Annotated in this window: 12 protein-coding genes; 8 read left to right on the top strand and 4 right to left on the bottom strand. The window is 51.9% G+C overall.

Translation table 11 applies throughout. The features are described 5' to 3' along the window. The first annotated feature begins 133 nt into the window (after positions 1-133). The 3 genes from dnaN (at position 134) to gyrB (ending at position 5,028) form a co-directional block, all read left to right on the top strand. Entirely contained in the window at positions 134-1,258 is a 1,125-nt protein-coding gene (gene dnaN / locus Abin_RS11150; RefSeq protein WP_048846879.1) for a DNA polymerase III subunit beta, read from the top strand. A gap of 116 nt (positions 1,259-1,374) precedes the next feature. Further along, entirely contained in the window at positions 1,375-2,487 is a 1,113-nt protein-coding gene (gene recF, locus Abin_RS11145) for a DNA replication/repair protein RecF (RefSeq protein ID WP_048846877.1), read from the top strand. A 99-nt stretch (positions 2,488-2,586) separates the two neighbouring features. Next, the gene (gene gyrB, locus Abin_RS11140; protein WP_048846874.1) at positions 2,587-5,028 is read left to right on the top strand and encodes a DNA topoisomerase (ATP-hydrolyzing) subunit B; all 2,442 of its coding nucleotides are present in this window, start codon (positions 2,587-2,589) and stop codon (positions 5,026-5,028) included. A gap of 90 nt (positions 5,029-5,118) precedes the next feature. Here gyrB and kdsA read toward each other — a convergent pair whose 3' ends face one another. The 4 genes from kdsA to tpiA form a co-directional block, all read right to left on the bottom strand. Beyond that, positions 5,119-5,949: a 3-deoxy-8-phosphooctulonate synthase gene (kdsA, locus tag Abin_RS11135; protein ID WP_048846873.1), complete on the bottom strand. Its 831-nt coding sequence runs from the start codon at positions 5,947-5,949 to the stop codon at positions 5,119-5,121. Further along, the gene (locus Abin_RS11130; protein WP_048846871.1) at positions 5,946-7,577 is read right to left on the bottom strand and encodes a CTP synthase; all 1,632 of its coding nucleotides are present in this window, start codon (positions 7,575-7,577) and stop codon (positions 5,946-5,948) included. The genes kdsA and Abin_RS11130 overlap by 4 nt, the downstream gene beginning before the upstream one ends. Before the next feature lie 138 nt (positions 7,578-7,715). Continuing rightward, positions 7,716-8,078: a preprotein translocase subunit SecG gene (secG, locus tag Abin_RS11125; RefSeq protein WP_048846869.1), complete on the bottom strand. Its 363-nt coding sequence runs from the start codon at positions 8,076-8,078 to the stop codon at positions 7,716-7,718. 26 nt (positions 8,079-8,104) lie between these two features. Further along, positions 8,105-8,845, bottom strand: coding sequence for a triose-phosphate isomerase (gene tpiA, locus Abin_RS11120; RefSeq protein WP_048846867.1), 741 nt, complete (start codon positions 8,843-8,845; stop codon positions 8,105-8,107). Positions 8,846-9,070: 225 nt separating this feature from the next. Here tpiA and Abin_RS11115 point away from each other — a divergent pair, with 225 nt between their 5' ends. From Abin_RS11115 to trpC, 5 genes are read left to right on the top strand one after another with little or no spacing between them, the layout of a single operon-like run. Then, positions 9,071-10,987 carry a peptidyl-prolyl cis-trans isomerase gene (locus tag Abin_RS11115; protein WP_048846865.1) on the top strand — a complete coding sequence of 639 codons (1,917 nt, stop codon included), beginning with the start codon at positions 9,071-9,073 and terminating at the stop codon, positions 10,985-10,987. Beyond that, positions 10,984-12,525, top strand: coding sequence for an anthranilate synthase component I (trpE, locus tag Abin_RS11110; RefSeq protein ID WP_048846862.1), 1,542 nt, complete (start codon positions 10,984-10,986; stop codon positions 12,523-12,525). The genes Abin_RS11115 and trpE overlap by 4 nt, the downstream gene beginning before the upstream one ends. Before the next feature lie 53 nt (positions 12,526-12,578). After that, complete coding sequence (locus tag Abin_RS11105; protein ID WP_048846861.1) at positions 12,579-13,175, top strand: anthranilate synthase component II; 597 nt, start codon at positions 12,579-12,581, stop codon at positions 13,173-13,175. Between the two features lie 3 nt (positions 13,176-13,178). Further along, the gene (gene trpD, locus Abin_RS11100; protein ID WP_048846859.1) at positions 13,179-14,300 is read left to right on the top strand and encodes an anthranilate phosphoribosyltransferase; all 1,122 of its coding nucleotides are present in this window, start codon (positions 13,179-13,181) and stop codon (positions 14,298-14,300) included. A 2-nt stretch (positions 14,301-14,302) separates the two neighbouring features. Continuing rightward, positions 14,303-15,169 carry an indole-3-glycerol phosphate synthase TrpC gene (gene trpC, locus Abin_RS11095; RefSeq protein ID WP_048846856.1) on the top strand — a complete coding sequence of 289 codons (867 nt, stop codon included), beginning with the start codon at positions 14,303-14,305 and terminating at the stop codon, positions 15,167-15,169.

Raw genomic sequence — 15,169 nt, 5'->3', positions numbered from 1 at the left:
TTTTCTAAGAGTTGCCGCTTCTATTTGCAGGCTGTAGGATTGACTGAATCAGGCCTGCTGATAGGTTTCAGCAAGAATATGTCCGCCTCCCGAGAATTCCCGCTGGGGGCAGGTATGCAGGGAAGAGACAGAGATGAAGTTTTCGGCTGATCGCGCAACACTGCTCAAAGCTTTGGCGCACATCCAGAGTGTGGCGGAAAAGCGCAACACGATCCCGATCCTCGCCAATGTCCTTATTCACGCGGCGGATGGTCAGTTAAGCCTGAAGGCGACTGACATGGAAATTGAAGTTGTCGAAGTTATTCCCGCAACCATTACGCGGGAAGGGGCTACCACTGCACCAGCGTCAGTTCTGTATGAGATTGTTCGTAAACTGCCCGACAATGTTCAGGTTGAACTGGACCAAGCTGAGGGTGATACACCGCTTCATCTACGTGCTGACCGATATGCAACCCGCCTGAACGTATTGAGCGTGGATGACTTTCCATCCATGGGGGCAGGGGAACTGCCGTGCCGTTTCAAGGTGAAATCGAGTGTTCTGCGCTCTCTAATTGATCGCACTCGCTTTGCTATTTCTACGGAAGAAACCCGGTATTACCTGAACGGGATCTACTTTCACTCAACAGAGGCCGATGGCGCGCCCTTGTTACGAGCTGTTGCAACAGACGGGCATCGTCTTGCGCGCGTAGAGACTGACCTGCCTGACGGTGCCGCGTCTATGCCGGGAATTATCATTCCGCGCAAAACGGTTGCTGAATTGCGCAAACTCATTGACGAAGCACCTGAAGAAATTGAAGTAGCGCTGTCTGAAACACGCGTTCAGTTCACTGCTGGCTCCATTATGCTTACGTCCAAGCTGATTGACGGCACATTCCCAGAATACGATCGCGTTATTCCTAAAAATAACACACGCATCCTCCGTGTCGGCAAAAAAGACTTTTCCGATGCTGTGGCACGTGTCGCCGCCATTAGTCAGGAACGTTCACGTCCGGTTAAGCTTGTTCTTGAACCCGGTCTGCTCACACTTTCAGCCAGCAGCCCTGAGCAAGGAATGGCCAAAGAAGAATTGGACGATAATCGTATTTCTTATGATTCAGAGCCATTGGAAATAGGGTTTCAGGCACGCTACCTGAATGACATCACAGATCAGGTTGAAAAAGATGTCGAATTCGCTTTTTCTGATAGCGCAGCCCCAACCATTGTCCGGGATGTCGATGCTCCATCAGCTTTATATGTGCTGATGCCTATGCGCGTGTAAAAGAACGCCTTGCCCTTAATACACGCTCTAACGCTTTGAAGCATCGACTAAAAATACGGAAGAACCAAAGAAAGGCATGTTTGGTGACGCTTTTGAAAAAAGCAGCATAATCAAATATGCCCCGTCTTCTGAAACTTACGCTTACTCATTTCCGTAACTATGAACGACTTGTCTGGGAGCCAGAAAACCCCCTTGTTGTTCTTACTGGTGAAAATGGCAGCGGCAAAACCAATTTACTGGAAGCCATTTCGCTACTGACACCAGGGCGAGGTCTACGCCGGGCAGCCCTTCCTCTTCTCGGGCAAAATGGAGCCGCAGAGTGGGGGATTTCCGCCCGCATATCGTCCCCCGACGGCGATGTTGTTGACTTAGCAACAGGCGTAACCCCCGAAACGGACGGCAGCAGGCGTATAGTTTTGCTCAATGGTAAAACCATACGCAATCGAGACGCTACGGATAATAACCTCTCTGCTGTTTGGATAACCCCGCAAATGGACCGCCTGTTCAGCGAAAACGCGTCAGGCCGGCGGCGCTTCCTTGACCGACTGGTCATGGCCGTAACGCCCAATCATGCCAAACAGCTTATGGCTTATGATCGCGCTATGGCTCAAAGAAATAAGCTTCTTCAAACGCGCTATTCCGAACAGAGTTGGCTTGCAGGTCTTGAAGTTTTAATGGCACGACACGCTGTTGCCATTGCCGCCGCACGTGCAGATTTGGCACAGCAACTCTGCACATTTGCACAAAATGAGTCTGGGCATTTCCCAATTGCAAATATTCGCCTTGAGTGCAGCATAACGCGAGAACTGGAAAACCACCCGGCCTTATGGGTTGAAGACTGGTTAAAAGAACAATTCGCTTTATCAAGACCCGTGGATAAGGAGAGAGGACGCTCCACCATTGGGACGCATAAAAGCGATTTTGCGTTATCTGACTTCACAACAGGGCAAAGCGCATCAATAGCCAGTACGGGCCAACAGAAATCCATGCTTCTTGGCCTAATTCTTGCACATGCCCGACTGGTAACAGATCATCGTGACACGCCCCCTATCCTCCTGCTTGATGAACCACTGGTCCATCTAGATGAAGCCAGACGCACTGCTTTCCTTGAAACTGTCAGAACATTTGATACCTCTGTCATCCTCACAGGAACAGATGCCACACCGTTTGGATTTTTACGGAATAATGCCCAGTTTATCGGGCTTAAAAACGGTGATTTTCTGCGATAAAGTAAGAAAAGCTTTCTTCCAATCTGGCTTCGGCTGAATGGCCGGAGTATAACAATTCAAACAGGTTCTATTCTTTCTTCACCGGAGTACCTATCTCTTATGACTGACGTTTCTCAGCCCACGCCATCGACCGGTATGGAAGAAGAATATGATGCCGCATCCATCTCCGTTCTGAAGGGGCTTGATGCCGTCAGAAAACGTCCTGGTATGTATATTGGCGATACAGATGATGGCTCAGGCCTGCATCATATGGCCTTTGAAATTATTGATAACGCTGTTGATGAAGCTCAGGCCGGTTTTGCATCTGAATGCGTCGTTACCCTGAATGCCGATGGTAGCGTTACGGTGCGCGACAACGGGCGCGGTATTCCGACAGATATGCACCCTGAAGAAGGGATCAGTGCCGCAGAAGTTGTTCTGACAAAGCTGCATGCAGGCGGTAAATTCAACCAGAATTCCTATAAGGTTTCTGGCGGTCTGCATGGCGTTGGCGCGGCTGTGGTCAACGCACTTTCTGAAAAAATGGAAGTGCGTATTTGGCGCGGTGGTATCGAGCACGTCATTCGTTTTCAGCATGGTGAACGAGACGCGCCTCTGGAAGTTGTCGGCCCCTCTGATCATGAGCGTGGTACGCAGGTCACCTTCAAACCAAGCAATCAGACTTTCCCCAAAACCGACTTTGATTTTACAATTTTAGAGCGTCGTCTGCGCGAACTCGCATTCCTGAATTCAGGGATGAAAATCGTTTTGCGCGATCATCGTTCAGACGAAAAACGTGAAGAAACATTCTATTATGAAGGCGGTTTGGAAGCCTTTGTTCAATGGCTGGATCGTGCCCGTACTCCTCTGGTGACGCCACCTATTACAGGTAGTCTTGAAAATGAGGATAACGGCATCAAGGTTGAGTTTGCACTCACTTGGAACGACAGCTTCCACGAAACGATGCTTTGTTTCACTAACAATATCCCACAGCGTGATGGTGGGGCTCATCTGGCAGGGTTTCGGCAGGCTCTGACCCGTATTGTTGGTAAATATGCAGAAAGCATTGCCAAGAAAGATGCCCAATCCCTTGTCGGCGAAGACATGCGCGAAGGGCTGACGGCCGTTCTATCAGTTAAAGTTCCAGACCCGAAATTCTCGTCCCAGACTAAAGACAAGCTTGTTTCTTCCGAAGTTCAGCCTGTGGTGCATGCGGCTGCAGCCGACATGATTGGCCACTGGTTTGAAACGCATCCTAAAGAAGCAAAAATTGTTGTCTCCAAGGTGTTGGATGCAGCGTCTGCTCGCGAAGCTGCTCGCAAGGCACGAGAACTGACACGTCGTAAAGGGGTTCTGGATATTTCCTCTTTGCCGGGCAAACTGGCAGATTGTCAGGAACGTGATCCGAGCAAAGCTGAAATCTTTATCGTTGAGGGTGATTCGGCAGGAGGCACAGCCAAGCAGGGTAGGGACAGACGTTTCCAGGCAATTTTGCCGCTTAAAGGTAAGATTTTGAACGTCGAACGCGCTCGCTTTGACCGTATGCTTGGATCTGCCGAAATCGGCACCTTGATTACAGCGCTTGGCACTGGCATTGGCCGCGGAGAAGCCGACCAAGGCGGCTTTTCGCTCCAGAAACTGCGCTATCATCGTATTGTCATCATGACTGACGCTGACGTGGATGGCTCTCATATCCGCACGTTGCTTCTGACGTTTTTCTTCCGTCAGATGCCGGAACTCATTGAAAACGGTTATCTCTACATTGCACAGCCGCCGCTTTACCGCGCCAAGCGTGGGAATGAAGAGCGTTATTTGAAAGATGATGCGGCACTTGAACAGTATCTTCTTGATAAAGCCTTAAGTAACGCAACCTTCGTCTACAGCGACGGGCATCAGGTTACATCGGAAGATCTGGAAGCTGATCTACCGTTCATCAGACAGGCAGCACAGTCTATTGGACGTCTTTCAAACAAGGTTCCCAAATGGGTTGTGGAGCAGGCAGCGCTAGCTGGGGCTTTAACTTCTGATCTGCCGCTTCTTCAAAGCTTGGTACCAGACCTTCAGAAACGGCTGGATCAGGCATCTGCGGAAACAGAACGGGGCTGGAAAGCCGTTGCCAGCGAAGATGGGCTGGAACTTGCGCGGAATGTCCGCGGTGTTGGTGAAGTCTATCGCATTGAACCAGCGGCTTTGTCCGGTAATGATGCCCGCTGGCTGACAAGCCAGCTTGAAAAACTCCAGAACGACTTCAGTAAGGGCGTGGTTCTTCGTTACGAAACGACGGAAACAACGCTTGCCGGTCCATCCGAACTTTATACACGTCTGTTGACCCAAGGCCGGCGCGGGCTTGCCATCAACCGCTTTAAAGGTCTGGGCGAAATGAATGATGCCCAGCTTTGGGAAACGACTCTCGACCCTGCAATGCGCACCCTCTTGCAGGTAAAAGTTGGCGATGCGGAAGAAGCGGGACAGGTGTTTACCACACTAATGGGCGATGTAGTTGAGCCGCGTCGTGACTTTATTGTCGGGAATGCTCTGAAAGTTGCGAACCTGGATGTCTAAATAACGACGGACGCGACATTCTTGATAGAACATTAAAAAAGGAGGCTAAAAGTCTCCTTTTTTAATAAACGATATCTTCTTACAGCCTGATTAGGCTTTGATAAGCGCATCAATCTGACGAAACTGCTCCAGAAGTGCAGGAAGGGCTTTTATAGGCAGCATATTGGGCCCATCGCTTGGGGCGCTGTCTGGGTCTTGATGGGTTTCAATGAAAAGAGAAGCCACACCAACAGCCAATGCCGCACGGGACAGAATAGGAGCAAACTCTCGCTGCCCGCCAGACGAGCCTCCTAAGCCACCCGGCTGCTGGACGGAATGTGTTGCATCGTAAACGACAGGATAACCCGTCTGCGCCATAATTGGCAGGCCACGCATGTCATTAACCAGCGTGTTGTAGCCAAAGCTGGTCCCACGCTCGCACAGCATGATTTTCCGATTTCCGGTGGACGCAATTTTAGCAGCAACATGCTGCATATCCCACGGCGCCAGAAATTGTCCTTTTTTGACGTTCACGACAGCGCCCGTTTCTCCTGCAGCCAGAAGTAAATCTGTCTGCCGGCAGAGAAACGCTGGTATCTGCAAGACATCAACGGCTTCCGCCACGGGAGCACATTGGCCTGCAGAATGGACATCGGTTAGCACGGGCAAGTCGAGCTTTTCCCGGATGTCGGCCAGAATAGCCAGACCATGTGCCATGCCCACCCCACGTGCACTGGACAAACTGGTGCGGTTGGCCTTGTCGTAGGAGCTTTTATAAATCAGCCCCACACCTGCATTCTGACAGATCTCTTTCAGGGCTACCGCTGTTTCCATAGCATGAGCAGCAGATTCAATCTGACAAGGCCCCGCGATCAGCACAAATGGCTGATCGTTGCCAATAGTCAGTGTCTTCAGTGGGAAGGTATGAGCATTAACAGTCATACAAGACGTGCTTTCTCAAGGGCTGCACCCACAAAGCCTGAAAACAGCGGATGCGGCGCAAATGGGCGGGACTTGAGTTCCGGATGATACTGAACCGCCACAAACCAGGGATGATTTGGATATTCTACAACTTCTGGCAAAATACCATCCGGTGACAGGCCGGAGAATTTCAGACCTGCTCCTTCAAGCTTTTCACGATAGTGAATGTTAACTTCGTACCGGTGACGGTGACGCTCACGGATGGAAGTCGCATTGTAAATTGCAGCGGCTCGTGAACCGTCTACCAGACTGGCCGGATAAGACCCAAGACGCATGGTGCCACCAAGTTCGCCACTTTCACTGCGACGCAGACGCTCGTTACCACGCGCCCATTCCGTCATCAGACCAACCAGCGGCTCCTTCGTAAATCCAAATTCGGTTGAAGACGCATCCGGCAAATCGGCCAGATTACGGGCACACTCAATCACCGCCATTTGCATCCCGAAGCAGATCCCTAGAAACGGAATGCCGTTTTCACGCGCATACCGGATCGCAGCAATCTTGCCTTCAGAACCACGCTCACCAAACCCGCCTGGAACCAGAATACCATGTGCCCCAGCAAGACGATCAAGTGCCGCTTCTGATTTTTCAAGAGCTTCGGCTTCAACCCAATCTAGCGTCACCTTGACGCGATGGGCAATGCCCCCATGCAGAAGTGCTTCATTCAGAGATTTATAGCTATCCAGTAGCGCTGTGTATTTGCCGACCACTGCAATCCGCACTTCCCCATCTGGATGGCGAATAGCATCAACAATTTTGTTCCAGCCCGACAGATCTGGTTCAGATTCAAAAGGCAGACCAAAATACCGCAGGACCTCGTTATCCATTCCTTCCGCATGATAGGCGAGGGGGCAGGAGTAAATGGTGTCCACATCCCGTGCTGCAATAACAGCCTCTGGGCGCACGTTACAGAAATTCGCAATTTTACGGCGCTCTGTATCGGGAATGGCGCGATCACAGCGGCACAGCAGAATTTGCGGCTGAATACCAACGTTCTGAAGTTCTTTAACGGAGTGCTGCGTCGGCTTGGTTTTCAACTCACCCGCAGATGGGATCCACGGCAGCAGGGTAAGGTGCACAACCATTGTCTTGGCTGGCCCAAGGTCATTGCGTAACTGGCGAATGGCTTCAAGGAAAGGCAGGCTTTCAATATCGCCTACAGTACCGCCAATCTCGACCAGAACGAAATCAACATCATCCGTGTTGGCGACCACAATATCTTTAATGGCATCCGTAATATGTGGGATGACCTGTACAGTTCCGCCCAGATAGTCACCACGCCGCTCACGCGCGATCACATCTGAATAGATTTTACCCGTGGTTGTATTGTCTTCCTTGGTGGCATTTACACCGGTGAAGCGCTCATAATGCCCAAGGTCAAGATCTGTTTCCGCTCCGTCATCCGTGACAAAAACCTCACCATGCTGGTAGGGGCTCATCGTGCCAGGATCAACGTTCAGATACGGATCCAGCTTGCGGAGACGAACTTTGTAGCCCCGCGCCTGTAAGAGGGCAGCAAGAGCAGCTGAGGCGATACCCTTCCCAAGAGAGGACACTACACCGCCGGTGATAAATACAAAACGAGTCATGGGCAGACTTCCTACACGGACAAGACCGGGTGGGTAAAGATGGACACACGAAATCCTCCGCAGCTTTTAAAAAGCCCGGAGGAGCAGGGGCAGGCTCTCCCTCCAATCCTTTCGGGAATGGAGAGAGTATCATTCATTTTATGGCTTGGATGGTGCAGCTGGCTGCGGAGCGGGCTGGGCCGGAGCAGAAGCCGCTGGTGCTGGAGGCGGGGCTGGCGCTGTCACTGTCGGGGCAGGCGGCTGCGCCAGAATGTCATGCCCGTCACCAGTCACGGCACCACGATTAAGAACAGCAAGGACAAGAGACAGAAGCATGAAAAGCCCGGCAAGAACCGCAGTGGTACGCGTAAGCAGGTTTGCCGTTCCGCGGCCGGACATGAAAGCACCCATGCCCTGACTGTTTCCAATGCCCAGACCACCGCCTTCACTACGCTGGATAAGCACAGTGCCAATCAAAGCAATGGTTACGCAAAAATGCAGAATCAGCAGGGCTGTGGTCATGTTGTGTTCCAGATAATATGCTGAAATCAGGCAGCCGAGGCCGCACTGATAATGGATAGAAACGCTTCTGCTTTCAGGCTTGCGCCCCCAACAAGCGCCCCTGCTACATCCGTAATGGAAAGAATGGAAGCCGCGTTCTTGTCATTAACGGAACCACCATACAGAATTTTGATATTTTTTCCAGCCTCGCCAAACTGACGCACCAGTTCTTCACGCAAGAACGTCATGGTTTCTGCTATTTCTTCAGTTGTGGCGGCACGACCTGTGCCAATGGCCCAAATCGGTTCATAGGCAAGAATACCGGCAAAACCATCAGGCAGTGATCCTTTGATCTGCCACCCCAAGATATCGAAATGATCTCCGCTTTCGCGTTGATCTTCAGTTTCACCAATACAGACAATCGGGGTCAGCCCAGCTTTTATCGCGGCTACCGTTTTTTCTCGAACGGTTTCATCCAACTCCCCGTGTTCCTGACGCCGTTCGGAATGGCCAAGAACCACGTAAGAAACGCCAAGGTCAGTCAGCATAGGTGCGGAAATATCGCCTGTATGCGCCCCAGCGCTGTCTTTATGGCAGTCCTGTGCACCAAGAGCGATGGTTGAAGGCTTCAGCGTATCCGTCAACAAGGCAAGTTGCGTAAAAGGCGGACACACAACGACATCTGCCGCCGAGGCGGGAACACCCGCCACAAGAGCCTGCACAAGCGCCAGCGAATCACGACTTGTGCCGTTCATCTTCCAGTTGCCGACGATAATCTGTCTGCTCATGTCTGCTTCCTTCATCCTGTTGTTCAGGCTGGCCAGCTTTTCGCCATCCGGCTGATGTCAACAGGCTTAACCATACCCACCCCCTTGGGGGCAAGATATGACTCATACCTTTCACGCCTGAAGCTTTAATCCTCAGACTGGTCAAGAACGAACGGGACGCTTATGGTGCCGCGTTCGTGCGCACTTTGCGGCGCGATGTTCTGCCTCCTATGGATCCCTGGCTTCATGATTTCCTATCTGCGTCGTGTCTTTGTTGAATCCTGGCTTGGCCGCGTGGCCGCTATCGCCATTTTCCTTGCTTTTATTGGGTGGGGCGTTGGGGATGTCATGGGCTACATGGGTACGGAAACAGACATTGTTGCCAAGGTTGGGCAGCGCCGTATCAGTTCATCTGATCTCGCTCAGGCGCTTCAATCAGAAATGCCAGCCATTACCAAACAGATGGGCGTCTCTGACGCGTCACAAATTCCGCCCGCAATGCGCAGACAGGTTGCCTATCAGATCCTTCAGCGCCTGATCGGGCAGGCTGAATTGATGGAAGCGGCGCGCCGTTTGAATGTAAATGTGCCTGATTCTGCTGTGCGTGATGAAGTATTTTCCCTTCCATATTTCAAAGGGGCTAACGGTCAGTTTGATCGAAATGTCTTCAACGCACGCCTGCGCGAACGCGATATGAACGAGCAGCGTTTTCTCAATCTTATTCGTGATGACCTGACAACGCGCACGCTTCTTCAGCCCGTTGCTCAAGGTGCCAGTGCGTCAACCACCATGGCTACACGGCTTTCTGCTTTCGGTCTGCAGACACGCGTGGTTGATCTGCTGCGTATTCCATTTGTTGACCAGCAGACACCTGCCACACCGGATGACGCAACACTACATCGGTTTTATGCCAACCACCCTTGGCTGTTTCGCTCTCCCGAATTTCGTCATGCACGCGTCGTTGTCCTTTCTCCGACCACTGTGGCTGATACCATTATGGTCGACGATAAAGACCTGAAGCGCGTCTATGACGAAGAAAGTTCACGCTACCACGTTCCCGAAACACGCGACGTGCAGGTTGTTACAATGGCAACCGAGGCAGAGGCGCGCGCCGTTGCTGATAAATGGACAAAAGGGGCAGATTGGGACGCGGTGCAATCTGCATCAAAAGGCGGTGCCGCTGTTGATATGCCGGGCGCACGCCCCTCTACCATTCCGTCGGAAATTCTTAGCAAAGCGATTTTCGCAGCACCGCTTACTCAGATTCAGGGGCCCTTAAAAACCGAAGGAGGCTGGGTCGTCTTTCGTGTGAATAAAATTATTCCACCCAAAGACACACCTTTCGATGTCGCAAAACTGGACATTCTGGAGCAGTACCGCAAAGCAAAGGCCCCCTCAGTTGTCAGCGAGCGCAGCCGCCGCTTGCAGGATGCCATTGCGGGGAGTGGTCTTGATTCTATCCCAACGGATATTGGGGCTGCCGCAGCCGCTGGCACTCTGGATGCACAAGGTTACACGCAAGACAAAGAACCAGCACCACTTCCAGCGTCTGGAAAACTGCGTGAAGCGATTATCCAGAAAATTTTCTCCGTGCAAAAAGGCAATCAACCCAATCTGTTAGAGGGGCCGGATAATAGCTGGTACGCTGTCCAGGTCGATGCCATCACACCAGAATCACCGCGCTCCTTCGAGCAAGCTCACGCCGACGTGCTTACCGCTTGGCAGACAGAGGCCCGGAAGCATGCTGCTGACGAGCATGCGACGCAGCTTTATACGGCAGCCCGTGAAAAAGGGGGGATTGCTAATGTTGCGGGGGGCGCACCAGTTTCAAAGGGACTATCTTTCTCTCGCTCCGTGCCGAATGCGTCCATTCCCACTGAGTTAATGAGCTATTTGCCGCAGATGAAAGCAGGCCAGTCTATCATGAGCGAAGATGGCAACAGCTTTTTTGTGGCGACTGTTACCAAGGTCTTCACACCTGACCCGCAAGCTGACCCAGTGGCATTTCAACGCGTGAAAGATGCTCTTTCTCAATCCGAAGGCGATGATCTGGTAGCCTCCTATGTCGATGCCTTGGCCAAACGCACGCCCCCCACAATCAACGAGCGCGCAGTTACAGCAACCCTTTCTTCACTAGGGTTTGACGGGAACACTGCCCAATGAGCATTCAAGCAAGACTAGCTGCGTCACCATCCCGTCAAGACTGTGAAGCCCTGTGGAGCGAAGGGCACGGCTCTGTTGTTTTCTCAATTGAGCCCGCTGATATACTCACGCCTGTATCGGCTTACCTGAAACTGGCAAATTTTGACGGAAACAACGGTCGACATACACTGCTGCTGGAGAGTGTAGAGGGTGGTGTTTCCCGTGGGCGTTATTCTGTTATTGCGCTCAAGCCCGACTTGGTCTGGATCTGCCATGCTGGCACAGTCACGCTGAACACAGCGCCAGAAGATATTACCCACAGCGCAGAGACTATTTCTGAGCCTGCCCTTGATAACCTGCGCTCCCTGATCCGCGACACCAAGCTTGATCTTCCGGATGGGCTTCCGCCCATGATTGCCGGTCTTTTCGGGTATCTGGGGTATGATATGGTCCGTCAGATGGAGCGGCTTCCCCATGCTCCAAAAGATGACCTTGAGCTACCAGAAGCCATTCTTATGCGGCCCCGTCTGTTTGCCGTCTTCGACACGGTAAGCGACGAACTGATTCTGGCCGCGCCAATCCGCCCTAACGCTAAACAGAACGCAGGGAATGCATGGGACGAAGCCCAAGCTCTCCTTGCTCGCGCCAGAGAATGTCTCAATGGTGCACTTCCTGCCGCGGTATCCCGCCCTAACGTGACTGAGCCATTTCAGGCTCCAACTTCGACATTTACCAAGCCTGAATTCTGCGCGGCAGTCGAAAAAATTCAGGACTATATCGCCGCCGGAGATGCCTTTCAGGTTGTGCCCAGCCAGCGTTTTTCGTCCAAATTCACACTGCCATCCCTCGCTCTCTATCGTGCTTTGCGCCGTATCAACCCTGCGCCATTCCTGTTCCACCTCGATTTCGGTGATTTTTCTCTGGTCGGATCTTCACCCGAAATTCTAGTCCGTCTCCGTGACGGAAAAATGACGGTTCGACCATTGGCAGGTACACGCCCACGCGGAAAAGACGCAGAAGACGATTTACGTCTTGAGCAAGAACTACTGGCAGATCAAAAAGAACTGGCAGAACATCTGATGCTGATTGATCTGGGCCGCAATGACGTTGGCCGCGTCTGCCAGCCGGGGTCTGTACAGGTGACGGAACGCTTTGTCATTGAGCGGTTTAGCCACGTCATGCACATTTCCTCAAATGTGGAAGGAATGGTGCGACCAGATCTGGAAGCGCTGGACACCCTGATTGCTGCGTTTCCTGCCGGAACCCTTACGGGAGCTCCAAAAATCCGGGCTATGGAAATTATTGACGAAGTTGAGCGTACAAGACGGGCAACATACGCCGGTTGTATTGGTTATTTCGGGGCTGGCGGAGACATGGATACCTGCATCGGCTTACGCATGGCCGTTGTCAAAGATGGCATGATGCACGTTCAGGCCGGATGTGGCGTTGTGGCAGATAGTGTGCCTGAAGCCGAATATGCGGAAACACAGCAAAAAGCCCGCGCCGTCTTCAGAGCGGCCGAGGAAGCCGTTCATTACGCCATGCAGGGGGAAAAGTGATATTTCCTATTACAGCATTTGACCCGAAGGCAGCATAAGGTCATCATATCATCATGATCCTTTTGATCGACAATTATGACAGCTTTACGTTCAACCTCGTGCATTATCTGGGCGAGTTGGGCGAGGTCTGTGACGTCCGCCGGAATGACGCCCTCACAGCGCAAGAGGCTATAGCGCTTAAACCGGATGCTATTGTACTTTCTCCCGGCCCCTGCTCTCCGAATGAAGCGGGTGTCTGTTGCGACCTGATTGCTAAAGCAGCCGGTGAAATTCCTATATTCGGGGTTTGTCTGGGCCATCAGGCCATTGGGCAGGTTTTTGGTGCAGACGTTGTCAGGGCACCAATGCCTATGCATGGTAAAATCAGTCCCGTGTTCCATAATAATACGGACGTTTTTTCCGGGATCCCAAGCCCTTTTAACGCGACCCGCTACCATAGCCTGACGCTTGAACCGTCAAGTATTCCAGATGTGCTAGATGTTACAGCATGGACAGAAGATGGTATCATCATGGGTGTCCGGCATAAGCACTATCCAATCTCAGGTGTTCAATTCCACCCGGAAAGCATCGCATCTGAATATGGGCATGAATTGATACGCAATTTTCTAACCCAGTCTCGGACATGGGCTGCGAAAAAAGCTGCTGCCTGATCGATGTCAGAAAAAGAGTTATCGTCGAAAAGTGAACAGGCCAGCTTTTTCTCTGCTGTTCTGCATAAACTTAGCGATAGTCAGAAACTGACAGCATCTGAAGCGGAAGAAGCCTTCGGAGCGATTGTCGATGGCAGCATTCCCCCTGAACTGATTGCTGCCTTTCTGATGGCGCTTCGTGTGCGCGGAGAAAGCACTGAGGAACTTTTAGGTGCCGTCATTGCGCTACGCAGCCGCATGCTGCCAGTCCCTTTAGCGCCAATTGATACCATTGATGTTTGTGGCACTGGTGGCGATAAATACGGTACGCTGAATGTTTCTACCGCGGTGGCGTTTGTACTTGCCGGTCTTGGCATTCCAGTCGCAAAGCATGGTAACCGGGCTGTTTCATCGCAAGCAGGTGCGTCAGATGTTTTGTCTGCATTAGGTGTGCCACTCTTCAGTGACCCAGCAAGACTTTCACAGCAGCTAAAAACGCATAACCTTGTTTTCATGGCAGCACCGCATCATCACCCCGCCATGCGCCACGCGGCTCCTGTAAGAAAAGCGCTGGGTATCCGTACGCTTTTTAACCTGATCGGCCCTATGGTGAATCCCGCTGGGGTTAAACGCCAGTTGGTTGGTGTGTTCTCTCCTGCTTGGCTTGCGCCAATGGTGGATGTTTTGGCGAAACTGGGATCTGAGTGTGTCTGGGCTGTCTGCGGCCTGCCCATAATTGGCGGGCAGGGTATTGATGAAGTTACTCTGGCTGGGCCGACCCGCATTGAAGCTCTTGAAAATGGCGCGCGCAAAGCCTTAATCCTTGAAGCAGAAATGGCAGGCCTGAAAAGCGCTCCTATTTCAGCCATCAAAGGGGGAGACGCCTCTTTCAACGCTCAGGCGCTTGAAGCTCTTCTTCATGGCGAGCCGGGGCCTTATCGTGATACAGTGCTGCTTAATGCCGCTTGTGCTCTGCATGTCGCCGGGCGCAAGACGATTGTGCGGGGCACAGAAATTGACACACATGCGTTAAAAAACTGCATTGCCGAAGTCAGTCGCCCGCTTGACGATGGTACAGCACTGGCTGTGCTCAATGATCTGCGTAAATTATCTTCTGATACGCATGCCGAAAACATGACAGGATGATCATGAACGAAGTATCCACTCCGTCCACCTCTTGCACTTCAGACGTTGATGCCTGCATCCATGCCGAGGAACTGCCAGACGTTCTGTCCCGCATCTGCGCACGCACAAGAGTTGAGGTCGAGCATCGTTCTACTTTGCTCCCGCTTAAGGACATCACAGCAAAAGCTCAGGAATGCAAAGATGCGCCTCGGGGCTTCAGCCGGGCTTTAAAGGAAAAGGCAGCAGACCGCAGTATCGGACTGATTGCTGAAATAAAGAAGGCGTCACCTTCTGCCGGGATTTTGCGTGAAGATTATGATCCCGCAAAAATAGCAGCCAGCTATGAGCAAGCGGGCGCGGCCTGTTTATCTGTCTTGACAGAAAGCTCCTGCTTTCATGGTCAAAACGAAGACTTGCAGATTGCACGCGCAGCCTGCTCGCTGCCTGTATTGCGCAAAGATTTCATTCTTGACCCTTGGCAGGTTTATGAAAGCCGTATCTTAGGTGCTGATTGCATTTTGCTGATTATGAGCGTTTTGCAGGATGAAGAGGCTCTGGCGCTGGTTGATCACGCAAAAGGGCTGGATATGGATGTGCTGGTCGAAGTTCATGATGAAGAAGAGCTTAACCGTGCGCTTGCCCTTGATACGTTCCTGATTGGGATAAATAACCGTAATCTCAAGACGTTAAAGACTGATATTGAGACAACAAGACAACTAGCCCCATTGGTACCGCCTGATCGGATTATCGTTTCTGAAAGCGGCATCAAAACACATGATGACGTCATGAAACTGGCAGAAATTGGGGCCACTGGTTTTCTGGTCGGCGAATCGCTTCTGCGCCAACCTGACCCCGGCAAGGCTGCTCGCGCTCTTCTCGGGTTTTCTTGA

The sequence above is a fragment of the Acetobacter indonesiensis genome, assembly GCF_000963945.1.
GTDB lineage: Bacteria > Pseudomonadota > Alphaproteobacteria > Acetobacterales > Acetobacteraceae > Acetobacter > Acetobacter indonesiensis.
Note: the sequence above shows the minus strand (reverse complement) of the source record. Positions and strands in the feature narration are given on the sequence as shown.

What these genes read in the sequence shown, in the direction of transcription:
- Abin_RS11105 (WP_048846861.1), top strand. Translation starts at nt 12,579, where the DNA reads ATGATCCTTTTGATCGACAATTATGACAGCTTTACGTTCAACCTCGTG.
- dnaN (WP_048846879.1), top strand. Translation starts at nt 134, where the DNA reads ATGAAGTTTTCGGCTGATCGCGCAACACTGCTCAAAGCTTTGGCGCAC.
- trpC (WP_048846856.1), top strand. Translation starts at nt 14,303, where the DNA reads ATGAACGAAGTATCCACTCCGTCCACCTCTTGCACTTCAGACGTTGAT.
- Abin_RS11130 (WP_048846871.1), bottom strand. Translation starts at nt 7,577, where the DNA reads ATGACTCGTTTTGTATTTATCACCGGCGGTGTAGTGTCCTCTCTTGGG.
- trpE (WP_048846862.1), top strand. Translation starts at nt 10,984, where the DNA reads ATGAGCATTCAAGCAAGACTAGCTGCGTCACCATCCCGTCAAGACTGT.
- Abin_RS11115 (WP_048846865.1), top strand. Translation starts at nt 9,071, where the DNA reads ATGATTTCCTATCTGCGTCGTGTCTTTGTTGAATCCTGGCTTGGCCGC.
- tpiA (WP_048846867.1), bottom strand. Translation starts at nt 8,845, where the DNA reads ATGAGCAGACAGATTATCGTCGGCAACTGGAAGATGAACGGCACAAGT.
- trpD (WP_048846859.1), top strand. Translation starts at nt 13,179, where the DNA reads ATGTCAGAAAAAGAGTTATCGTCGAAAAGTGAACAGGCCAGCTTTTTC.
- recF (WP_048846877.1), top strand. Translation starts at nt 1,375, where the DNA reads ATGCCCCGTCTTCTGAAACTTACGCTTACTCATTTCCGTAACTATGAA.
- kdsA (WP_048846873.1), bottom strand. Translation starts at nt 5,949, where the DNA reads ATGACTGTTAATGCTCATACCTTCCCACTGAAGACACTGACTATTGGC.
- gyrB (WP_048846874.1), top strand. Translation starts at nt 2,587, where the DNA reads ATGACTGACGTTTCTCAGCCCACGCCATCGACCGGTATGGAAGAAGAA.
- secG (WP_048846869.1), bottom strand. Translation starts at nt 8,078, where the DNA reads ATGACCACAGCCCTGCTGATTCTGCATTTTTGCGTAACCATTGCTTTG.